This is a genomic window from Streptomyces sp. SudanB5_2050 (assembly GCF_964272335.1).
Taxonomy (GTDB): Bacteria; Actinomycetota; Actinomycetes; order Streptomycetales; family Streptomycetaceae; genus Streptomyces; species Streptomyces rochei.
In genome coordinates, this window is sequence record NZ_OZ186760.1 from 2,726,644 (window position 1) to 2,747,515 (window position 20,872).

General features: G+C 73.1%; 19 protein-coding genes and 2 tRNA genes. 5 read left to right on the forward strand and 16 right to left on the reverse strand.

Going from position 1 to position 20,872, the window contains the following annotated elements:
• Positions 1-170 precede the first annotated feature (170 nt).
• Together ACFZP7_RS12165 and ACFZP7_RS12170 are read left to right on the forward strand one after the other, a co-directional pair.
• On the forward strand, positions 171-1,451 hold the full coding sequence (locus ACFZP7_RS12165; protein ID WP_385634402.1) for a cytochrome b/b6 domain-containing protein: 1,281 nt from the start codon (positions 171-173) through the stop codon (positions 1,449-1,451).
• Positions 1,448-3,061: an NADH-quinone oxidoreductase subunit NuoF family protein gene (locus ACFZP7_RS12170; RefSeq protein WP_167546098.1), complete on the forward strand. Its 1,614-nt coding sequence runs from the start codon at positions 1,448-1,450 to the stop codon at positions 3,059-3,061. Before ACFZP7_RS12165 ends, ACFZP7_RS12170 begins: the two co-directional genes overlap by 4 nt.
• Positions 3,062-3,132: 71 nt before the next feature.
• On the opposite strand, the gene ACFZP7_RS12175 is transcribed toward ACFZP7_RS12170, so the two are convergent.
• From ACFZP7_RS12175 to ACFZP7_RS12220, 10 genes are all read right to left on the reverse strand, one after another.
• Positions 3,133-3,205: transfer RNA gene (locus tag ACFZP7_RS12175), tRNA-Ala, on the reverse strand.
• Positions 3,206-3,329: 124 nt separating this feature from the next.
• Positions 3,330-3,563 carry a hypothetical protein gene (locus tag ACFZP7_RS12180; protein ID WP_003976229.1) on the reverse strand — a complete coding sequence of 78 codons (234 nt, stop codon included), beginning with the start codon at positions 3,561-3,563 and terminating at the stop codon, positions 3,330-3,332.
• 3 nt (positions 3,564-3,566) lie between these two features.
• Complete coding sequence (locus ACFZP7_RS12185; RefSeq protein WP_019331233.1) at positions 3,567-3,740, reverse strand: hypothetical protein; 174 nt, start codon at positions 3,738-3,740, stop codon at positions 3,567-3,569.
• A 201-nt stretch (positions 3,741-3,941) separates the two neighbouring features.
• A tRNA-Ala gene (locus ACFZP7_RS12190) sits at positions 3,942-4,014 on the reverse strand.
• Positions 4,015-4,146: 132 nt separating this feature from the next.
• On the reverse strand, positions 4,147-4,818 hold the full coding sequence (locus tag ACFZP7_RS12195) for a histidine phosphatase family protein (RefSeq protein WP_193448924.1): 672 nt from the start codon (positions 4,816-4,818) through the stop codon (positions 4,147-4,149).
• Positions 4,815-5,261, reverse strand: coding sequence for a ribosome silencing factor (gene rsfS / locus ACFZP7_RS12200; RefSeq protein WP_019331013.1), 447 nt, complete (start codon positions 5,259-5,261; stop codon positions 4,815-4,817). Before rsfS ends, ACFZP7_RS12195 begins: the two co-directional genes overlap by 4 nt.
• A gap of 81 nt (positions 5,262-5,342) precedes the next feature.
• On the reverse strand, positions 5,343-7,130 hold the full coding sequence (locus ACFZP7_RS12205) for an LCP family protein (RefSeq protein WP_385634403.1): 1,788 nt from the start codon (positions 7,128-7,130) through the stop codon (positions 5,343-5,345).
• 16 nt (positions 7,131-7,146) lie between these two features.
• A complete protein-coding gene (gene nadD / locus ACFZP7_RS12210) occupies positions 7,147-7,857 on the reverse strand; it encodes a nicotinate-nucleotide adenylyltransferase (protein ID WP_019331011.1) in 711 nt (236 codons plus the stop codon).
• Between the two features lie 59 nt (positions 7,858-7,916).
• Complete coding sequence (locus ACFZP7_RS12215; protein WP_019331010.1) at positions 7,917-8,084, reverse strand: hypothetical protein; 168 nt, start codon at positions 8,082-8,084, stop codon at positions 7,917-7,919.
• 121 nt (positions 8,085-8,205) lie between these two features.
• Positions 8,206-8,367 carry a hypothetical protein gene (locus ACFZP7_RS12220; RefSeq protein WP_019331009.1) on the reverse strand — a complete coding sequence of 54 codons (162 nt, stop codon included), beginning with the start codon at positions 8,365-8,367 and terminating at the stop codon, positions 8,206-8,208.
• A gap of 111 nt (positions 8,368-8,478) precedes the next feature.
• On the opposite strand from ACFZP7_RS12220, the gene ACFZP7_RS12225 reads away from it, so the two are divergent.
• Positions 8,479-9,633: a M48 family metallopeptidase gene (locus ACFZP7_RS12225; protein ID WP_062139276.1), complete on the forward strand. Its 1,155-nt coding sequence runs from the start codon at positions 8,479-8,481 to the stop codon at positions 9,631-9,633.
• A 76-nt stretch (positions 9,634-9,709) separates the two neighbouring features.
• Here ACFZP7_RS12225 and ACFZP7_RS12230 read toward each other — a convergent pair whose 3' ends face one another.
• The 5 genes from ACFZP7_RS12230 to proB form a co-directional block, all read right to left on the reverse strand.
• Positions 9,710-10,783, reverse strand: coding sequence for a hypothetical protein (locus tag ACFZP7_RS12230; protein WP_125536099.1), 1,074 nt, complete (start codon positions 10,781-10,783; stop codon positions 9,710-9,712).
• Between the two features lie 87 nt (positions 10,784-10,870).
• On the reverse strand, positions 10,871-11,440 hold the full coding sequence (locus tag ACFZP7_RS12235) for a hypothetical protein (RefSeq protein ID WP_019331006.1): 570 nt from the start codon (positions 11,438-11,440) through the stop codon (positions 10,871-10,873).
• A gap of 132 nt (positions 11,441-11,572) precedes the next feature.
• On the reverse strand, positions 11,573-12,859 hold the full coding sequence (locus tag ACFZP7_RS12240) for a glutamate-5-semialdehyde dehydrogenase (RefSeq protein WP_019331005.1): 1,287 nt from the start codon (positions 12,857-12,859) through the stop codon (positions 11,573-11,575).
• Between the two features lie 254 nt (positions 12,860-13,113).
• Positions 13,114-13,590: a hypothetical protein gene (locus ACFZP7_RS12245; RefSeq protein WP_029394642.1), complete on the reverse strand. Its 477-nt coding sequence runs from the start codon at positions 13,588-13,590 to the stop codon at positions 13,114-13,116.
• A 144-nt stretch (positions 13,591-13,734) separates the two neighbouring features.
• On the reverse strand, positions 13,735-14,841 hold the full coding sequence (proB, locus tag ACFZP7_RS12250; protein WP_385638421.1) for a glutamate 5-kinase: 1,107 nt from the start codon (positions 14,839-14,841) through the stop codon (positions 13,735-13,737).
• Between the two features lie 447 nt (positions 14,842-15,288).
• On the opposite strand from proB, the gene ACFZP7_RS12255 reads away from it, so the two are divergent.
• On the forward strand, positions 15,289-17,331 hold the full coding sequence (locus tag ACFZP7_RS12255) for a hypothetical protein (protein WP_385634404.1): 2,043 nt from the start codon (positions 15,289-15,291) through the stop codon (positions 17,329-17,331).
• 42 nt (positions 17,332-17,373) lie between these two features.
• Here ACFZP7_RS12255 and galE read toward each other — a convergent pair whose 3' ends face one another.
• Positions 17,374-18,345 carry a UDP-glucose 4-epimerase GalE gene (gene galE, locus ACFZP7_RS12260; RefSeq protein WP_385634405.1) on the reverse strand — a complete coding sequence of 324 codons (972 nt, stop codon included), beginning with the start codon at positions 18,343-18,345 and terminating at the stop codon, positions 17,374-17,376.
• A 265-nt stretch (positions 18,346-18,610) separates the two neighbouring features.
• Between galE and ACFZP7_RS12265 the strand changes: the two genes are divergently transcribed.
• A complete protein-coding gene (locus ACFZP7_RS12265; RefSeq protein ID WP_385634406.1) occupies positions 18,611-20,857 on the forward strand; it encodes a CDP-glycerol glycerophosphotransferase family protein in 2,247 nt (748 codons plus the stop codon).
• The last annotated feature ends 15 nt before the right edge of the window (positions 20,858-20,872 follow it).

A 20,872-nucleotide genomic window follows, 5' to 3' on the forward strand; every position in this document is an offset into this window, starting at 1 on the left:
CAACGCAATAACTCAAACCTCGTACTCGCGGGTATGGCGCCACTTAGAGTGCGGCAGCGGGACCGCTTTACCGAACCGCTCGGAGTCGCCCCCATGAACCCTCCCCTGATCCCCCCGGGTCGCCCCGGCTCGCCCTCCCCCCGTGCCTGCCCGACGCGCGGAGGACGGCCGTGACCGACGACAGCACGGTGGACGACACCTTCGCCCAGTTCCTCGACTTCGGCGCCGGCGTCCTCGCCCTCGTCCTCCTCAGCTGCTCCGTGATCTGGGGACTGGTCGCCCAGGACCGGATCGTCCTCGACGCCCGCCGGCGCATCCTGGCCCAGGCGGTGCACCGGACCACCGCCGTCGCCTCGGTGGTGTTCCTGCTGCTGCACATCGGGGTCAAGCTGGCGCTGGACCACACCACCTGGGTCGCCGCGGTGCTTCCCTTCGGGCTGCTGGCCACGGACGAGGAGTCGTTCGGGGGCCGGTCCGTGCTCATCGGCTTCGGCACCCTGGCCAGCATGCTCATGATCTTCGTGGGCGTCACCGGCGCCCTGCGCAACCGCTTCGCCGTCCCGGCACCGGTGGCCTCCCGCTGGCGGGCCCTGCACATGCTGGCCTACCCGGCGTGGTGCCTGGCCCTGCTGCACGGGCTCTACGCGGGTCGCGCGGCGAAACCGCTGTTCACCATCCTGTACGGCCTGTCCGTGCTCGGCGTCATGGCGGCCCTGGCGCTGCGCGCGGCGCCCCGGCCGGTCAAGCGCGCGGTCGCCGACCGGATCGCCGCCCTCCTCGGCACCGAGGAGCGGACGGCCCGCGAGGAGCTGGAGGAGAGCCGGTCCCGGGCCACCGCGGAGAGCCGGTCCCGGGCCACCGCGTCCGCACTGCCGGGCTACGGGGGCCCCACCGCCTCCCGACCACGCGGAACGTCCCCGTCCGCGCCGCTGTACGAGCCCGCGGAACGCGTGGCGGCCCGGGAGCCCGCGCACGGTTTCGCCGCCGCCTACCGCGCGGTGTCCGGTTCCCCGGGCGGGCGCCGGACCCCGCTGACCGCCGACGCGACCCTGCCGGGAACGCCCCCGGACCCGCGGCCCACCGAGGCGATGCCCGTGGTGGACGGCGGCGGCAGCACCTCGGGCAGCTGGCCGATACCGTCGCCGCCCCCGGTCGGGGAGGCCCCGCCGTCCGCCTACGACCCGCTCGACGACACCGGCCACACCATCCCGGTCTACGGCGCCCCGGACCCCACGGGCCGCTTCCCGGGCCCCGGCCCGAGTGACGTGTACGACACCGGTGAGACGAACGCCGTCCACGACACGTACTACCCGAACGACACCTACCGCAGCGGTCCCCCAACCGAACCGGCCCCCGGTGCGCCGTCGCCCGGTACGCCCTCGTCGGCCCACGACTTCGGCGCACCGGGTTCGGGCGAACCCTGGAACACGCCTTCCGGAGGCTATGAGTGAACGAGGCCCTGCCCGACGTACCCGAAGTCCGCGTGGTCGGGCTTCCCCAACTCACGTCGGGCTTCGACCTTGTCGAGCGCCTTGACCTGCCGATGCACCTCAAGGTGCACGGCCCGCTCGAACCGATGGGCGGGGAGCAGCTCGCGCAGCTCTCCGAACGCATCAACCTGAGGGGCCGCGGCGGCGCGGGCTTCCCCTTCCACAAGAAGCTGCGCTCGGTCGCCGAGTCCGCGATCAAGCGCGGTGTGCGACCGGTCGTGGTCGTCAACGGCAGCGAGGACGAGCCGGCCTGCCGCAAGGACACGGTGCTCATCAACCGTGCCCCGCACCTGATCCTGGACGGCGCGCTGCTGTGCGCCGAGGCGATGGGCGCCCGCACCCTCGTCATCGGCGTCACCCGGGAGTCCACCCAGCGCTCCATGGAGGCCGCCCTCGCCGAGCGCGGCCTGAGCAACGGACGCCGCTCCGCGCTGCGGGCACGGGTGCAGCGCAACCCGGTGCGCATGGTCACCGGCGCGGCGGCCTCGCTGATCCGCTCCATCGACGGCGGTCCGGCCATCCCGCCCGGCCGCAAGGTCAGCGCCTCCAGGAGCGGCGTGGGCGGCGCGCCGACCCTGCTGTCCAACGCCGAGACCTTCGCCCAGCTGGCCATCGCCGCCCGCATCGGCCCCGAGCGCTACGGCAACACCGGCCTGTACGACGAGCCGGGCACCGTCATGCTCACCGTCTCCGGCGCGGTCGCCCGGCCGATGGTGATCGAGGTGCCGACGGGCGTGCCGCTGCGCTACGTGCTCCAGCTGGCCGGCGCGCCGCCGGTGCCGCAGGGTGTGCTGACCGGCGGCTACCACGGCAAGTGGATCGACGCGGCGACCGTCGACGAGGCGATCGTCTCCCGCAACTCGCTGCAGCAGGTGGGCGGCTCGCTCGGCGCCGGCGCCATCCTGCCGATCGGTCAGGACACCTGCCCGCTGGGCGAGTCGCTGCGGGTGGCGCAGTGGCTGGCGCAGGAGAGCGCGGGCCAGTGCGGCCCCTGCTACCTCGGACTGCCGGCCGCCGCCCGGGGCCTGGAGGACATCCTGAACGGTGGCGGTCCGGCCGCGCTGGAGGCGGTCAAGCAGGTCGCGCGGAACGTGAAGCGGCGCGGCGCCTGCTCGCACCCGGACGGCTCGGCGATGTTCCTGGAGTCGACCCTCAAGGCGTTCACGGACGACCTGGCCGCCCACGTCCTCGGCAACGGCTGCGGACGGCCGGTGGAGGGCGTCCTGCCGCTCTTCGAGGGCGGAGGGGCCCCCACGGGCGTCCCGGGCTCCGACGACGGCGGGAACGGCCCGAGCCGGCAGAAGATCCACGTCGACTGGACGCTGTGCCGGGGCCACGGGCTGTGCGCCGACATCCTCCCGGAGGTCTTCCAGCTCGGCGCCGACGGCTTCCCCACCGTGGCGCAGGCGGACGTGCCGCGCTTCGCGGAGGCCAAGGCGGTGCGCGCCGTGCGCCGCTGCCCGGCGCTCGCGCTGCGCATCGAGGAGGACGGCCGCGGCCAGGCCCCCGCCTCGCGCACCAACCTGCCGGTGCTGTCCCAGGTCCGGGGCCGCCGGGCGCTGGGCCGCTGACACCCCGCCGGCCCGCACCGCCCGCACACGGAAGAACCCCCGGATCGGAGATCCGGGGGTTCTTCCCGATGTGGAGCTAAGGAGAATTGAACTCCTGACCTCCTGCATGCCATGCAGGCGCTCTACCAACTGAGCTATAGCCCCTTGCTTCTTCGTCCGCCCGGTTTCCCCGGCGGCGACGCCAACATTACACGGTCCACCGGGCCCAACACCAAATCGTTTCCGGTTTGCCCGGTTTGCCCTCTTGTGGCGGTCCGATCGGAGATCGCTAGGCCGTGACGAACGAGTAGAACCGCTTGAGCGTGCAGTGCTCCTCGAGCAGCCGGCCGTAGATCGGCTCGCCCTCGAGTTCGCGGTAGGTCTCGATGGGGTCGCCCTTTATGATCAGCGCCCGCGCGCACTCCTCGCACCAGTACTGGTAGTCCGGGTTCACCGGCTCCATGTCCCGCACGATCGGGGTGCCGCTGCCGCACCAGTCGCACTTCCGCCTGTGTGCACCCATCGCTCAGCTCCAGCTGTGGCCGCAGGCCGTGCACACGTAGGAGATCCCTCCGTTGTCCCCGAGGACCTGGGCCACGTGCCCGGAACCGCAGGAGGGGCAGAGGAGACGAGTGGCCGTGTTCCGTGTCACCGCCGAGCCGAGGAGGTGGCCGACCTCCTCGAGGATGCTCGCAGGCATCGCCACTCCCTCCCGTCGGGTCGCGGTCCCCTTCCGGCCGTTTGATTCTGCCACGAGCGGGCCAATACGGTCAGCGACGCCTCAGTACCAGTCCGGACACGGAGTTCCACCGAGGGATACGCCTGCGGGAGGCGGCGCGTTCAAGCGGGCGCGAACGAAAAATCCCGCCCCCCTGAGGGGACGGGATTCTTCCGTGAACTGTGGAGCTAAGGAGAATTGAACTCCTGACCTCCTGCATGCCATGCAGGCGCTCTACCAACTGAGCTATAGCCCCTTGCTGCCACCCGGCCGGGCCGTGTGGTGTTTCGCCCCGCTCGGCGGGGCGAACAAGAAGAACTTTAGCCTGCGACCTGCCGGAAAGTGAAATCCGGGTCCCGGGGCCGGGCCCGGAGCCGCCCCGGGCCGGTCAGTCGTCGTCGCCGAGCACCGGTTCCGGCAGGGTGCCGGCGTTGTGCTCCAGCAGGCGCCAGCCCCGAGCGCCCTCGCCCAGGACGGACCAGCAGCAGTTGGTGAGGCCGCCGAGGCTCTCCCAGCTGTGCGGCTCGAGGCCGAGCAGGCGGCCGATGGTGGTGCGGATCGTGCCGCCGTGGCTGACCACGACGAGGGTGCCGTCCTCGGCGAGCTTCTCGGCGTGCCGGAGCACGACGGGGGCGGCGCGGTCGGCGACCTCGGTCTCCAGTTCGCCGCCGCCGCGGCGGACCGGCTCGCCGCGCTTCCACGCCGCGTACTCCTCGCCGTACCGGGCGATGATCTCGTCGTGGGTCAGGCCCTGCCAGACGCCCGCGTAGGTCTCCCGCAGACCCTCCTCCAGGGTCACCTCCAGGCCGGTGAGGGCCGCCAGCTCCGCGGCCGTGCTCGCGGCGCGGGTGAGGTCGGAGGCGACGATCGCGTCGGGCTTGAGGTGGACCAGGAGCCGGGCGGCGCGACGGGCCTGGGCGACGCCGGTCTCGGTCAGCTCGACGTCGGTGGTGCCCTGGAAGCGGCGTTCCACGTTCCACGAGGTCTGGCCGTGCCGCCACAGGATGACGCGCCGGCCGCGGCCGGGCCGGCCGGCCGTCACCTCGCCGGTGGCGCTCACCGCCAGTCCCCGTCGGTCTCCGTCGCCTCCTCGGCGGCCTGGCGCTCGGCGTGCTCCTGGGCCTTGCCGCGGGTCTCCTTGGCGTCGGCGGGCAGCTCCAGCTCGGGGCAGTCCTTCCACAGCCGCTCCAGGGCGTAGAAGACGCGCTCCTCGCTGTGCTGGACGTGGACGACGATGTCGACGTAGTCGAGCAGGATCCAGCGGGCTTCGCGGTCGCCCTCGCGGCGGACCGGCTTGGCGCCGAGTTCCTTGTTGAGCCGCTCCTCGATCTCGTCGACGATCGACTTGACCTGGCGGTCGTTGGGCGCGGAGGCCAGCAGGAAGGCGTCCGTGATCGACAGCACGTCGCTGACGTCGTAGGCGATGACGTCGTGCGCAAGCTTGTCGGCTGCCGCCTGGGCGGCGGTGTTGATGAGTTCGATGGATCGGTCGGTCGCGGTCACTGCGTGGCTTTCGGTCGGCGGTCGTTTGACCTCAAGGGTCTCACGACCGCCGACGGCGGCCCACGTGATAAACGTCCGGCCCTACGAGGACGGTTCGTAGTCCCGGCCGAGCACCACCGAGACCCTGGCGTTGGCGGACACCTCGCCCTGGCTGACGGCGTCGGCGGGCAGGCCCAGGGTCTTGGCGACCTGGACGGCGTTCTCCTTGTCGGCGGCCTCGGCGTAGACGACCTCCGAGGCGGCCTGGGTGCCGGAGGCGGTGCCGCCGGACAGGAAGGTGAAGCCTCCGTTGAGGAGGACCACGCGGGCCTCGGCGGTGCGGGCCTCGACGCCGGTGGCGTTGCGCACGGAGACACTGACCGCCGCGTCCCGGTCGGGGCTCTCGGCGGTGCCGCCCAGGACGTCCTTGACGACGCTCTCGCCGGCCTCGGGGCTGAGCCCGCCGTCGTCCTGGACGGGCAGCAGCGTGGTCTTGAAGTCGCCGCCCTTGGCGAGGTCGGAGAGGCCCGCGAGGAAGGTGCCGAGGTCCTTCTCGGTCAGCGGCGGGTCCAGGATCAGACCGAGGGTCTGGACGGTGGTCGTCGCGCCCTGCGGGTCCGAGGACAGCTTGCGCAGCACCGCGTGCATGACCTGCCCGAACCGCTGCAGCTGGGCGTCGGCCCGCTCGCCCTCGCCGCGGTACGTCGCGTAGGCGACGGCCATCTTGCCGCTGAGGGTCTGGGCCTCGCCCTTGCGCACCAGCGGCGTCGCGCCCTTGTCCTTGGCCTCCGGGTCGGGGACGTCGGCGTCGGTGTCGACCTCGATGTTGCCGACCAGGTCGACCAGGATCTGGAGGTAGGGCGTGTCCAGGCGCCAGGTGCCCTCGATGTCGGTGCCGAGGGCCGTGTCGAGCGCGGTGCGGGTCGCGTCGGGGCCGGCCTCGTCGACGGACTTCGCGAGCGTGGTGGCGGTGCCGTCGTCGCCGGTCAGGGCGAGGGTGTTGGGCAGCAGCACGGCGGTGCCCTGCCGGGTGGTGGTGTTGTCGACGAGCAGGGCGGTGGAGGTGCCGCCGCCGTCGGTGTCGTGCAGGTGGACGGCGATCACGTCGCGCTTCTGGGCGCCCGCGGCCGTCGTACCGCCCGCCTTGTCGTCCGAGGAGGACGTGCCGGGGAGCTTTCCGGCGTACCAGAGGTAGCCGACGCCGCCCACGGCGACCAGCGCCAGGACGACGACCAGGGCGACGACACGCGCGCGTGCGCGGCGCCGGGCCTCCTCGCGGCGTTCGGTGCGGTTCTCCGTGAACTTCATCCAGTCGATGACGTCCTCGGAGTCGTCGGTGGGCTCCTCGACGAAGGCGAACTGCTCGGTCCGGTAATCCCGGTCGGGTTCGTCGCTCTCGTCGCGGGTCTCCGGCTCGTCGCGCGGGCCCGCCTGCTGCGGGATGTGCGCGGTCTGCTCGGCGACCTGGGGCGGCCGGCCGCCGGCGGCCCCCTGGGTGTAGGGGTCGTACGGGGCGTACGGCTGCTGCTCGGCCCCGCCGTTCCCGTACGGGGCGTCGAAGCGGCCGTCGTAGGCGTCCTGGCCGGGGGCGGGCGGCTGCCGGCCGGTGTCCCAGCCCGCCTGGGTGCCGTAGGCGTCGTAGGGCTGCTGCTGCCCGCCGGCGGCGTACGGGTCGTAGGCGTAACCCTGCTGGCTCTGCTGGCCCTGCCCGCCCTGCTGCTGCCCGTACGGGTCGTACGGGTCGTAGGAGCCGTACGGCTGCTGTCCGGCGGTCGCGGCCGGGGCGTGGCCCGGGGTCTGGGCCTGGCGGTACACGGGCCGGCCGTACTCGTCGTAGCCGACGAGTTCGTACTGCCCGTCGCCGTGTCCCGCGTCGTATGCGTCGTTCACCGGTGCCCCTCTCGGCTCAGTCGCCGCGGTACAGCTGGCGCTTGTCGATATAGCGCACGACTCCGTCCGGCACCAGGTACCAGACGGGATCGCCCTTGGCGACTCTCGCACGGCAGTCCGTGGAGGAGATGGCGAGGGCGGGCACCTCCACGAGCGAGACGCCGCCCTTCGGGAGTCCGGCGTCCGTCAGCGTGTGGCCGGGCCGGGTGACGCCGATGAAGTGCGCGAGGGAGAACAGCTCGTCGCTGTCGCGCCAGGTCAGGATCTGGGCGAGGGCGTCGGCGCCGGTGATGAAGAACAGGTCGGCGTCCGGGTTGAGCGCGCGCAGGTCGCGCAGGGTGTCCACGGTGTACGTGGGGCCGCCGCGGTCGATGTCGATGCGGCTCACGGAGAACTGCGGGTTCTCGACGGTCGCCACGACCGTCATCAGATAACGGTCCTCGGCGGCGGAGACCGCGCGGTGGCTCTTCTGCCAGGGCTGCCCGGTGGGCACGAACACCACCTCGTCGAGGTGGAACTGCGCGGCGACCTCACTGGCCGCCACGAGGTGGCCGTGGTGGATCGGGTCGAAGGTTCCGCCCATCACGCCCAGGCGGCGCTTGCCCGGGGGCACCGGGCCGTCGCTCCCGCCGGTGGCGCGGGCGGGCACCGCGCGGCTGCGCGTGCCGCGCTCCGGCGCGTGCGCCGTGTCGTGCGCCGGACCGGTAGGCATGTCCTGCTCTCCCATGCGTGCAGACCCTACCGGCCCGGGCTGAGGGCTCCTGCCGGACCCACGACCCCCCGCGCTCAGCGGTCGCGGTTGAACCGGGTGGTGATCCACAGCAGGAGCATCAGGATGACGAACGCGCCGATGCCGGTGACGTAGGGGCTGAGGCTCTCGTGGTTGCCGCCGTGCTCCTCGCCACCCTCGGAGGCGAGGGTCACGATCTGGGCAGCGGTGCTGTGGAAGCTCATCTTCGGCAGGACCTATCCGGTGTGGGCGGAATAAAGACGTCGGCTCATCGTATGCGGGCGCCTCGCGGGCGATCACGCCGACTCCGCCGTTGGGGACGGCCCGGGGAACCTTCGACCGCCGTCAGTCGTCCTTCCGGCTGTACCCCCGCAGCAGGAACCACGCGGTGAGCACACAGCCCACCACCATCACGATCAGCACGACGCGGAGCAGATTCCCCGCCCCCTGCTGCTCGGCCGCGGTCGCCGCTGCGGCGAGCAAGTCGGTGTGGGGGGTGTGCGCCATGACGTGGACTCCTTCGCTGTACTGCCCGTCCACGGTAACTCCGCCTAGGCTGGGCCCGGCTTCGGGGGCGCGAAGGGCCGCACAGGCCACACACACGTACTGGGGGAAGACATGTCCGACGGCCACCCGCACAACGGGCACGAGAACGTGCCGAGCCGGCAGCGCAGGCGCTTCCCCGGAATCTCCTCGCGGGCGTACGAGCACCCGGCCGACCGCAGCGCGCTGGTGGCGCTGCGCAAGCTGAGCGGCTTCGACACGGTGTTCAAGGCGCTGAGCGGTCTGCTGCCCGAGCGCAGTCTCAGGCTGCTGTTCCTGTCCGACTCGGTGCGCGTCTCCGACCGGCAGTTCGCCCACCTGAACGTCATGCTGCGCGACGCCTGCTACATCCTGGACCTGGAGAAGGTCCCGGCGATGTACGTCACCCAGGACCCGAAGCCGAACGCGATGTGCATCGGCCTGGACGAGCCGATCATCGTGGTCACCACAGGCCTGGTCGAACTGCTCGACGAGGAGGAGATGCGGGCCGTCGTCGGGCACGAGGTCGGGCACGCCCTGTCCGGCCACTCGGTGTACCGGACCGTCCTGCTGTTCCTGACCTCCCTCGCGGTCCGGGTGGCCTGGATCCCGCTGGGGAACGTGGCGATCATGGCGATCGTGACCGCGCTGCGCGAGTGGTTCCGCAAGTCGGAGCTGTCCGCCGACCGCGCGGGCCTGCTGGTCGGCCAGGACGTGCAGGCGTCGATGCGGGGCCTGATGAAGATCGCGGGCGGCAACCACCTGCACGAGATGAACGTGGACGCGTTCCTGGAGCAGGCCGAGGAGTACGAGGCGGGCGGCGACCTGCGCGACTCCGTGCTCAAGATCCTGAACGTGCTGCCCCGCTCCCACCCCTTCACCACGGTGCGGGCCGCCGAGCTGAAGAAGTGGGCGGCCTCCCGGGACTACCAGCGGATCATGGACGGGCACTACCCGCGCCGCGACGAGGACAAGGACACCTCGGTCCGGGACTCCTTCCGGGAGTCGGCGTCCAGCTACGCCACCCATGTGCGCGGTTCCAAGGACCCGCTGATGAAGTTGGTGAACGACATCGCGGGCGGTGCCGGAGACCTCGGCGACCGGATGCGGCGCGGTTTCGGCGGCTTCACGTCCTCGCAGCCGCGACCGCCCAAGGACGAGGGCGGGAACGGGTCGTCGTCCGAGGGGCCCCGGGGGAAGTCCGGCGACCAGGGGGCGTCGGACGACCGGCCGCCGGGCGGCGGCGCCTGAGGCCGGTCCGAGGCGGCCTCGGCAGGGCGCGGCACACCGTCGTCCGGGCGCGGCACACCGTTGTCGCCCGGGCGCGTTACACCTTCGGCTGGGCGCGCTCCGCGAGGGTGCCGCACAGAGCCGTGGGGGTGTCCTCGGTGTACGGGTCGGTGCCCGCGGGGGCGCCGGTCCCGGCCGTCCGGCCGGCCAGCAGCGGGCGCAGGCGGTCGGCGGAGCGGTCGGCGCAGGAGAGCGGCCCGGCCTGGACGCGGGAGGCGACGAGCTGCGTCCGGTGCAGCCGCAGGTCCTCCCGGTCGAAGCGGAAGCGCAGCTCGCGCCGGACGGTGAACAGCGACGTCTCGGCGCGGTCGTCGCCGGTGGGCCGCAGCGGGTAGACCATCGTGTGGTCGGCGGTGACCTCCAGCGTGGAGGCGTCGCGCTCCGTGAAGCGGAGGCTGCCGCGCACCCGGATCTCCGCGTCGGCCAGCTCGGCGCGGGCCGGGTCGAAGCGCACCAGCCATCCGGTGGCCGTGTGCCGGCCGTCCGGGGCGGGCCGCTCGAAGCTCTCGTCGAACTGTCCCAGCTGATCCGGGTCGAGCAGCACCCGCACCGGGCGGACCTCCCGTCCGCCCAGCACGTCGGGGTCGAGCGCCGAGCGGACGATGTAGTGCTTGGCGGTGGTCAGGGCGCTCAGGACCTGGTCGCCGGAGAAGTGCGCGGTGCGCCGGTGGTCCGGCAGCGGCACGCCCTTCGCCGCGGCCCGGAAGTCCGCGGCGGGGCTGTGCGCGTACAGCCGCTCGGCGTCGGCGGCTCCGGGCACCCTGCCCTGCGGTGCGAGCGGGACGACGGTCATCCGCGCCGGCTCGGCGGGCCGCTGGGCGGCGGGGCTCTGGTAGGGGTGCCGTACGCCCATGTAGAGCGCGGTGCCGACGGCGACGGCGATGAGCACGAAGAGGATCACGGCCTGCCGGGAGAGGCCGGCCCGGCGCAGCGCGGTGCGGCGGCGTACGGCGGGCGCGTGGTCGGTCAGGCGCTGCCGCGCGGAGAACTCCTCGAGCCGGGCAGCGCGGACGAACGACTCGTCGAAGACGATGGAGCGGTACTCGTCCTCTCCGCCTCCGGGGGAGCCGTCCTCGGGTGTCCCTCCGGGCGGGTCGCCCAGCCCTGCCATACCTTCAGGGTTGGTCCGCGAGGGGGCCCGTAAACGCGCCGCCGGGGTCCCGGTCGGACGTTTCCCGGCAGGCGCGGGACGGGCGGGTCAGGGGCTGCGCGGAATCACCGGCACGGCGGGCTGGGAGTAGTCGGCGGAGGCCGAGGGGGTGACGGTGCCGCCCTGCTCGGGGCCGGTCGAGGCGGGTGGGGGCACCTGCTGGGTGCCGCCGCCCGAGGAGGCGCCGCGGTAGACCGCCGCGAAGGCCAGCGCGACCATGCCGACGCCCATCACGACGGCGAGCACCCAGGCGATGGGCCGGTGCCAGCGGACCTGTTTGCCGCTGGCCGGTGGCGCACCGTAGGGGCGGTCGAGGAGGTCGCGGTCGTCGTCCGGGTCGTCGAGGTCGGGGTCGTGGCCGAAATCGCCGTACCCGTCGTCGTAGCGCTCGGCCCTGCTGCGGCCTCGGCGGGCCGCTTCCGCCTCGGTGGCCTCGGCTCTGGCCTCGGCGGCGGCCAAGAGGCGCTCGACGGCGGACGGCTCGTGCACCGCGGCCGCCCGTACGAAGGCCTCGTCGAAGACCACGGAGGCGAACTCTTCGTCCGACACCCCGTGGTCGTGGTCGTCGTCGGGCTCCCAGCCGTCAGGGAACGGCCTACCCCCCACGTCCTCCGGCACGGGTCCAGAGTAGACCGGGGGGGTCGTTTTGGGCAGACGGCGGGGAAATTCATCCGGTGGGTGAGATGCCCCGATCGGGTCAGGGATGCGGCCGCCCGCCCGCGGCGTGCGCCGCGGGCGCGGGCCCGGCCGTCAGCGCCGTACGTGCCCGTCGCCGGTGACGATGTACTTGGTGCTGGTCAGCTCCGGCAGTCCCATCGGGCCGCGGGCGTGCAGCTTCTGCGTGGAGATGCCGATCTCCGCGCCGAAGCCGAACTGGCCGCCGTCGGTGAAGCGGGTGGAGGCGTTCACCGCGACGGTGGTGGAGTCGACCAACTGGGTGAAGCGGCGGGCGGCCTGCTGCGAGGTGGTCACGATGGCCTCGGTGTGACCGGAGGTCCACAGCCGGATGTGCTCGACGGCCTTGTCGAGGGAGTCGACGACGGCCGCGGCGATGTCGTACGACAGGTACTCCGTCTCCCAGTCCTCCGGCGTGGCCTCGACGGCCGTCACCTTGGAGTCCTCGGCGTACGCCATGACCCGCTCGTCGGCGTGCACGGTGACGCCGGCCTCGGCGAGGGCGTCCAGCGCGCGGGGCAGGAAGTCGGCGGCGATGTCCTGGTGGACCAGGAGGGTCTCGGCCGCGTTGCAGACGCCGACGCGCTGGGCCTTGGAGTTGACGAGGATGTCGACGGCGGTGTCGAGGTCGGCCTGCGCGTCGACGTAGACGTGGCAGTTGCCGGTGCCGGTCTCGATGACGGGGACCGTGGACTCCTGGACGACGGTGTTGATCAGCGAGGCGCCGCCGCGCGGGATGAGCACGTCGACCAGGCCGCGGGCGCGCATCAGCTCGCGCACGCTCTCGCGGCTCTCGCCGGGCACCAGCTGCACGGCGTCGGCGGGCAGCCCGGCCCCGCCCACGGCGTCGCGCAGGACCCGGACGAGGGCGGTGTTGGACCGGTAGGCGGAGGACGAGCCGCGCAGCAGCACCGCGTTGCCGGACTTCAGGCACAGGGCGGCGGCGTCGACGGTGACGTTGGGCCGACCCTCGTAGATGATGCCGACCACGCCGAGCGGCACGCGGACCTGGCGCAGGTCGATGCCGTTGGGGAGGGTGTTGCCGCGCACCACCTCGCCGACCGGGTCGGGCAGGGCGACGACGTCGCGCACGTCGGAGGCGATGGCGCGGACCCGCTCCGGGGTCAGGGTGAGCCGGTCGATGATGGCCTCGCTGGTCCCGGCGGCGCGGGCCTTGGCCACGTCCTGGGCGTTGGCCTCGACGATCTCGCTGGTGCGGACCTCCAGCGCGTCCGCGACGGCGAGCAGCGCGTCGTCCTTGGCGGCCCGCGGCAACGGCGCGAGGTCGGCCGCGGCGGCCTTGGCCCGGTAGGCGGCCCGGGTGACCGGGGACATCGAGTCGTACGGCGAGAGCGTGGTCATGGGGGCAGCGTAGTAGGCCGGACGGGGGCGTCCGCCGGTCGTCCCACACCCCGAGACATGCGCCGGACGGGAGTCAGGGGCCGGGACGGGGCCGGTCGAGGCCCCGGCAGAACCTCCGTCGAACCCGGCCTAACTCGGGTCGCCACCGAGGGGAACGCGGGCCCGGCGGGCCCCCTCGGAGGCGCCGGACGGGTGCCCCCGCCCGAAGGAGCGGGCACGGCGAGGCACGACAGGCGGGCGTCGCCGGGCGGGCGCTAGAAGGGGTGCACCCCGACCGGTGTCGCCGGGGCCGGACCGTAGCCGGCGGCGATGCGCTGGTGGTAGGTCGCCCGGTCGATGACCTCCAGGCCGACGATCTCCCAGGGCGGCAGGCCCGCGGTCTGCCGGTGCTCCCCCCACAGGCGCAGGGCGACGGCCGCGGCGTCGTGCAGGTCGCGGGCCTCCTCCCAGTACCGGATCTCGGCGTGGTCGTCGGCGTAGCGGCTGGTCAGCAGGAAGGGGTGGTCGTGGGCGAGCTGTTCGAGGGCGCGGCGGACCTCGGGCAGCGGGGCGCGGGCACCGGAGACGCTGAGGGTGACGTGCCACAGACGCGGGGTGTGCTCCGGGTCCTCCCCGCGGAAGCGGTCACCGGCCGCCACGCTGGTCAGGGGACGCTCCTCGCCGGCCGCGCGGGACGCCTTGCGGGCACCGCCGCCGGGGCGGGCGCGGGACGCCGCCGTTCCAGGGCGCACTCCGCTCACGACGGCCTCCTTCACGCACACGACTGAGCCCGGTGGTCGGCCGGGCTTGTCCCTGAGGAAAGTTGAGCAGGCCGCGCATGATCGCGGGGCGGTTTTGCGGAACGTACACCGCCGATTCGGGGACGTTTCGACCTATTACGGGTGCAGGATCACCAGATCGTCCCTGTGTACGACCTCGCGTTCGTACGCCTGTCCGAGTTCGCGGGCCAGCTCCCGGGTGGAGCGGCCGAGCAGCCGGGGAAGCTCCTTGGCGTCGTAGTTGACCAGGCCCCGGGCGACCGCGCGGCCCGTGCCGTCCCGCAGCTCCACGGGCTCGCCCGCGGCGAAGTCGCCCTCCACGCCCGCGATCCCGGCCGGCAGCAGCGACTTGCGCCCCTCGACGACCGCGCGCACCGCCCCGTCGTCGAGGACGAGGGCGCCCTGCGGGGTGGAGGCGTGCTGGAGCCACAGCAGCCGGTCGGCGGACCGCTTGCCGGTGGCGTGGAAGTAGGTGCCGGTGTCGCCGCCGGCCAGGGCGTCGGCGGCGTGCACGGCGCTGGTCAGCACGACGGGGATGCCGGCGGCCGCGGCGATGCGGGCCGCCTCGACCTTGGTGACCATGCCGCCGGTGCCGACGCCCGCCTTGCCGGCGCTGCCGATCTCGATGTCCGCGAGGTCGGCCGGTGCGCGGACCTCGGCGATCCGCGAGGTGCCGGGCCTGTTCGGGTCCCCGTCGTAGACGCCGTCCACGTCGGAGAGCAGCACCAGCAGGTCGGCGCGGACCAGGTGGGCGACGAGGGCGGCGAGACGGTCGTTGTCGCCGAAGCGGATCTCGTCGGTGGCGACCGTGTCGTTCTCGTTGACGATCGGGAAGGCGCCCATCGCCAGCAGCTTGTCCAGGGTGCGCGAGGCGTTGCGGTGGTGGGCGCGGCGGCTCATGTCGTCGCTGGTCAGCAGCACCTGGCCGACGCGGACACCGTAGCGGGCGAAGGAGGCGGTGTAGCGGGCGACGAGCAGGCCCTGGCCGACGCTGGCGGCGGCCTGCTGGCGGGCCAGGTCCCTGGGGCGGCGGCGCAGGCCCAGCGGGGCGAGACCGGCGGCGATGGCACCGGAGGAGACCAGGACGATCTCCCGCTCCCCACCACTGCGCACTTTCGCGAGGACGTCGACGAGCGCGTCCACCCGGTCGGCGTCCAGGCCGCCCGTCGCGGTCGTCAGCGAGGAGGAACCGACCTTGACGACGATCCTGCGGGCCTCGCCCACGGCCTGCCTTGCCCCAGCCACTGTTGCCGCCCGTCCTTCCCCGTCGACGCGCGCCCGTCCGGGCGCCCGCCAGGAAATCTACGCGAAGCGGATCGCGCCGCGCGCCGCGGTCCAGGCTGCGGACAGGGACGTCCTGCCGCCGCCGCGCGGAGTCCGGGGCAACACGCGCGTGTCGTCGGGAGGTCGCCGTGCGTTAACCCGTATGTCCGATGCGCGACGAGCAAGTCCGGAGCGACCGCAGTGCCCCTTTCCCTGCCCCGCCGCAGACCGCCCCGCCGTGTTCCCGGCCCCGGCCGCCCGCACCCGGGTCTCCGCCGGCTTCGCCGCCCGAGCCGCGCGGGCCGCCCCAGCCGCCCCAGCCGCGCGGGCGGCCCCGGCGGCCCCGGCGGCCCCGGCCGTCCGCGCCTCGGTGTCCCCGGGCTCCCCCCGTTCCGCCGCCGGACCGCCGTGCGGCTGCTCGTCCTCGGCGTGCTGGCGACCGCCTCCGCCGCCCAGGCCGTGGGCGCGCTGCTGCCGCACGTACCGCTGCTGCTCGTCGCGACCGCCGGTTCGCTGGCCGCCGAGGGCGTGCTGTACCGGTGGCAGCGGGGCATGGTGTCGCTGTTCGCCAAGTCGCACGCCGATGTCACCGTGCGGCACGTGCTGCGGGACCTGCTGCTGGTGGTCGGCCTGCTGCGCCTGGGCGAACAGCACCGGGAGCCCGCGTACGCCCCGCTCGTCGCCGCCCTGCTCGTCTTCTACGGGCTGCACTGGGCGATCCAGGCGGTCTCGGTGCTGGTCCGGCGCACCCGGACGCTGCCCGTGGTGACGCGGAACGTGGACGCCTCCGCGCTGCGTCTGACCCCCGCCCCGCCCGCGCTGCTGCGCCGCCCCGGTCACCGGCTGGCGGTCTTCGGGCTGCCCGCGACCGCCGGACTCCTGGCGACGGTGGTCACCGATGCGCCGGTGTACGGAGCGGCGGGGCTCGCGCTGTCGCTGCTGGTGTCGCTGGCCGGGCTGGGCGCGCTGCTGCTGCGGCTGCTGCCCGGGCGGCGGCCGGCGGGCGAGCAGGAGGTGCTGGACTGGTTCGACGCGTGGCTGGCGGAGTACCGGCCGACCGTCGGCCTGTACTTCTCGGGCGGGGCGTCCTCGGCGTACCAGGCCAACATGTGGCTGGAGCCGCTGGCCCGGCTGGAGGGGCGGCCGGTGATCGTGCTGCGGGAGCGGCACATGGTGCAGCGGATCGCGGCGACCGACATCCCCGTGGTGTGCCTGCCGAAGGTCTCCACGCTGATGCGCCTGGAGCACTCCACCCTCCGGGTCCTCCTGCACCCCTCCAACTCGGGCAAGACCTCGCAGGTCCTGCGCATCCCCACCATCAAGCACGCCTTCGTCAACCACGGGGAGAGCGACAAGCTGTCCTCCTGCAACCCCTACGCGAAGGCGTACGACGAGGTGTGGGTGGCCGGTCCGGCGGCCCGGGAGCGGTACGCGCTGGCGGAGGTCGGCGTCGAGGACAAGGACGTCGTGGAGATCGGCCGCCCGCAGCTGGACGCCGTACGGCCGTACGCGGGCCCGCCCGCCCCCGGCGGGTACACGACGGTCCTGTACGCGCCGACCTGGGAGGGCTGGGACGGCAACCCCGGCAACACCTCGGTGGTCGAGGCCGGCGAGAACCTGGTGCGGGCGCTGCTCGCGGACCCGGGCGTACGCCTGCTGTACAAGCCGCATCCGCTGACGGGATCGGTGGACCCGCGGGCCCGCGCCGCCGACCTGCGCATCCGGGAGCTGGTGCGGGCCGCCAACCGGGAACGCGGCGGGCCGCGCCCGGGCCCGTCGGCGGCCGCCGAACTGGTCCGGCGGACCGCGGAACTGGACCGGCTCACGAAGGCCGGCTTCCGCCCGGCCGCCGACCAGGCGGAGCGGATGCTGCGGCAGCCGGCGCCGGAACCGGGGCGTGCCTCGGCGGTGGCCCGGGCGGCGGCCGCCTGGGAGGAGGCGTACTGGGCCTCGCTGCCCGAGTGGGAGCACCAGGTCGTCACCGACGCCCGGCCGCCGCTGTACGCCTGCTTCAACCGGGCCGACCTGCTGATCAGCGACGTGTCGAGCGTCGTCAGCGACTTCCTGGCGAGCGGCAAGCCCTACGCGGTGGCCAACACCAGCGGGTTGGCCGAGGACGGGTTCCGCAAGACGTTCCCGACGGTGGCGGCGGCGACCGTGCTGACGCCGGACGCGGCCGGGGTGCCCGCGCTGCTGGACGCGGTCCGCGATCCGGAGCGGGACCGGCTGGCCGGGGCGCGCGCCGAGCTGGCCCTGCGTCTGCTGGGTCCGGCCGAACCGTCCTCCCAGGAGCGCTTCGCCGGGGCCGTACGGGCGCTGTGCGACGCGGCCGGGGAGCACCGGGCGCGGATGGCCGAGCGCGTGGCGACCGAGGTCCCGCTCCCCGGACCCCGGCGGCAGCCCGGCCCGCCGCCCGCCGTCAGCGCCCCGGAAGCGCGGCGCCGCGCCTGATCCGCCGCGCCCGCTCGGCTCGGGGGATCGGGCGGGCGGAGGTCAGCCGTGCCGCCGGCGCCAGCCCTGCCAGGCGGACTCGATCATGTCGTCCAGGTCGTGGCGGGCCGACCAGCCGAGCAGCTCGCGGGCGCGGTCCGCCGAGGCGACGACCCTGGCCGGGTCACCGGGACGACGTTCGGTGACCTGCGGGGCGACGTCCTGCCTGCCGGTGACCTTGAGGATGCGGTCGACCATCTCCCGGACCGAGCTGCCCTGCCCGCGTCCGATGTTGAGGGTGAGCGCGGTGCTCTCGGGGAAGTCGGCCAGGCGCCGGGCCGCCGCCAGGTGGGCGGAGGCGATGTCCGCCACGTGGATGTAGTCCCGCACACAGGTGCCGTCCGGCGTGGCGTAGTCGTCGCCGAAGACGCGCGGGGCCTCGCCCGCCTCCAGGCGCTCGAAGACCATGGGGATGAGGTTGAAGACACCGGAGTCGGACAGCTCGGGGGCCGCCGCGCCCGCGACGTTGAAGTAGCGCAGGGACGCGGCACGGATGCCGTGGGCCCGGGCGGCGGCGGCGATCAGCCACTCGCCGACCAGCTTGGTCTCGCCGTACGGGCTCATCGGCAGGCAGGGCGTGTCCTCGGTGACGAGGTCCACGTCGGGCATGCCGTACACGGCGGCCGAGGACGAGAAGACCAGCCGGCCGACGCCCGCGGACGCCATGGCCTCCAGCAGGGTCTGCAGGCCCGTCACGTTCTCCCGGTAGTAGTGGAGCGGCTGCTCCACCGACTCCCCCACCTGCTTCTTGGCCGCGATGTGCACCACACCTGTCACAGCATTGTCACGAATCGCGGCGTCCAGGGCGGAGCGGTCCAGCACGCTGCCGACCACCAGCGGCACGCCCTCGGGGATCCGCTCGGCGCTCCCGGTGGACAGGTCGTCGTACACGACCACGGACTCGCCGTCGTCGACCAGGGCCCGCACCACGTGCGCACCGATGTACCCGGCGCCGCCTGTGACCAGCCAGCTCATCCTCGTGCCTCCCAGATCTTCGTCACTGAGTGCAGAGTCGCCCGCGGGCTGCGGAAAATCGAGTCGGGCATGTGGGGTGAACCGCAGAAAAGGCACGGAACGGGCGACGGCTGGAGGTCCGCGGGGCCCACCACCTCGCCCACGGAAACTTCACGTGAATCCTTTACGCTGATGCGGCGGCGCGCTCAGGCTCACCGACGCTCCGAGCGCGTTCCGGTCCCAGCCCGCGCTCCCGTGGTCCAGTCTCGGAACAGGTTGTTAAAGGATGCCCAAGCTCTCCCTCGTCGTCCCCGCGTACAAAGTGCGGGGCTACCTGCCCGAGTGTCTGGACTCCATACTCGCGCAGGACTATCCGGACTTCGAGGTCGTCGCCGTGGACGACTGCTCACCGGACGGCTCGGGTGCCATCCTCGACGAGTACGCGCGCCGCGACCCCCGCATTCATGTGATTCACCTCACCGAGAACGTCGGGCTGGGACGGGCCCGCAACGCCGGCCTGGAGAAGGCGCGAGGTGAGTACGTCCTCTTCCTGGACAGCGACGACACCCTGTCCGACGGGGCGCTCAAGGCGATCGCCGACCGGTTGGAGGCCACCGGCGACCCGGACATCCTGGTCTACGACTACGCCCGCACCTACTGGGACGGTTCGGTCCGCCCCAATCTGCGGGCCGACCTGCTCAAGACCGACGGGCCGGACGTCTTCTCGCTCGCCGAGCGCCCGCAGCTCCTGGATCTGCTGCAGATCGTCTGGAACAAGGCCTACCGGCGCGACTTCGTCGAGCGGACGGGGCTGACCTTCCCGCCCGGGTACTACGAGGACGCGCCCTGGACGTTCGGCTCGATGATCAGCGCCGAGCGGATCGCCGTACTGGACCGGGTCTGCGTGCTGTACCGCCAGCGGCGCGAGGGCGGCAACATCCTCAAGACGGTCAGCCGCAAGCACTTCGACGTCTTCGACCAGTACAACCGGGTCTTCGACTTCCTCGAAGGGCACCGGGAACTCGACCGGTGGCGCGGTCCGCTGTTCCGCAAGATGGTCGACCACTACCTGACCATCCTGGAGCGCCCCGGCCGGCTGCCGCGCGACGCCCGGGCCGAGTTCTTCCACCGCGCCGCGGCCGACTACCGCGCGCGCCTGCCCGAGGGCTTCGAGCCGCCGGAGGGCCGCCGCCGGCACAAGTACGCGCTGCTGCAGCGCGACGCCTACCCGGCCATGATGAGCGCGCTGGCCGCGGTCCGCACCCGCCGGCGGGTCACCGGCGGCACCCGACGGGTGCTCAACCGGTCCAAGCGCGGCGCGATGGGCGTCTTCTACCGGTCCCAGCTGAAGCTGCCCCTCGACGAGAACCTCGCCGTCTTCTCCGCCTACTGGAGCCGCAGCGTCTCCTGCAATCCCGCCGCCATCGACGCCGAGCTGGGCCGCCTGGCCCCGCACGTGCGCCGGGTGTGGGCCGTGCGGCCGGACGCGGTGAAGCACGTGCCCGCCGGCGTGGAGTACGTCCGGGTCGGGTCGCGCGAGTACTGGGCGGCCGTGGCCCGCGCGAAGTATTTCGTGAACAACGTGAACTTCGGCGACACCGTCGTGAAGCGGCCGGGGCAGATCCACGTCCAGACCCACCACGGCACCCCGCTGAAGACGATGGGCCTGGACCAGCAGAAGCACCCGGCGTCCACCAACATGGACTTCCGCAAGCTCTTGCAGCGCGTCGACCGCTGGGACTACAGCCTCAGCTCCAACCGGTTCTCGACCGGGGTGTGGGAGCGGGTCTACCCCAGCAACTACACCTCGCTGGAGACCGGCTACCCGCGCAACGACATCCTGGTCACCGCCACGGCCGAGGACGTCCGCGCGGCCCGTGCGGACCTCGGGCTGCGCGAGGGCACCACGGCCCTGCTCTACATGCCCACCCACCGCGAGTACCAGCGCGGTTTCGTGCCCCGCCTGGACCTGGAACGCCTGGCCGAACAGCTGGGCCCCGACGTCACCCTGCTGGTGCGGGGCCACTACTTCTACGGCGCCTCCTCCCGCCTCGCCGACCTGCAGTCCGCCGGACGCGTCGTCGACGTGTCGTCCCACCCCTCGGTGGAACGGCTCTACCTGGCCTCCGACGGTCTGATCACGGACTACTCGTCGGCCATGTTCGACTACGCCAACCTGGACCGCCCGATCGTGATCTTCGCCGACGACTGGGACACTTATTCCGTCGTCCGAGGAACGTACTTCGATGTCCTGCGGGAGGCACCCGGCGCCGTGGCCACCACCCAGGAAGAACTGACCGAACTGCTCCGCTCGGCGCGGTGGCGCGACGAGCGGGCGGCCGAGGCGCGTGCCCGGTTCCGACGGCGTTTCTGTGATTTCGACGACGGACACGCAGCCGAACGGGTGGTCCGGCACGTCTTCCTGGGAGAGCCGCTGGAGGAACTGCCGCCGATCGTGCCGTTGGACGAGCGGGTGCCTGCTCCGCCCCCCGGCCCAGGCATTGCCACGTCAGACCCGATATCCGTCCTTTGAGCCAGAGGTAGCTGC

Coding starts and splice junctions, on each gene's coding strand:
- ACFZP7_RS12180 (WP_003976229.1), bottom strand. CDS start 3,563: ATGGGTGCACACAGGCGGAAGTGCGACTGGTGCGGCAGCGGCACCCCG.
- ACFZP7_RS12185 (WP_019331233.1), bottom strand. CDS start 3,740: ATGCCTGCGAGCATCCTCGAGGAGGTCGGCCACCTCCTCGGCTCGGCG.
- nadD (WP_019331011.1), bottom strand. CDS start 7,857: ATGGGAGAGCAGGACATGCCTACCGGTCCGGCGCACGACACGGCGCAC.
- ACFZP7_RS12215 (WP_019331010.1), bottom strand. CDS start 8,084: ATGAGCTTCCACAGCACCGCTGCCCAGATCGTGACCCTCGCCTCCGAG.
- ACFZP7_RS12220 (WP_019331009.1), bottom strand. CDS start 8,367: ATGGCGCACACCCCCCACACCGACTTGCTCGCCGCAGCGGCGACCGCG.
- ACFZP7_RS12225 (WP_062139276.1), top strand. CDS start 8,479: ATGTCCGACGGCCACCCGCACAACGGGCACGAGAACGTGCCGAGCCGG.
- ACFZP7_RS12230 (WP_125536099.1), bottom strand. CDS start 10,783: ATGGCAGGGCTGGGCGACCCGCCCGGAGGGACACCCGAGGACGGCTCC.
- ACFZP7_RS12240 (WP_019331005.1), bottom strand. CDS start 12,859: ATGACCACGCTCTCGCCGTACGACTCGATGTCCCCGGTCACCCGGGCC.
- galE (WP_385634405.1), bottom strand. CDS start 18,345: ATGAGCTGGCTGGTCACAGGCGGCGCCGGGTACATCGGTGCGCACGTG.
- ACFZP7_RS12265 (WP_385634406.1), top strand. CDS start 18,611: ATGCCCAAGCTCTCCCTCGTCGTCCCCGCGTACAAAGTGCGGGGCTAC.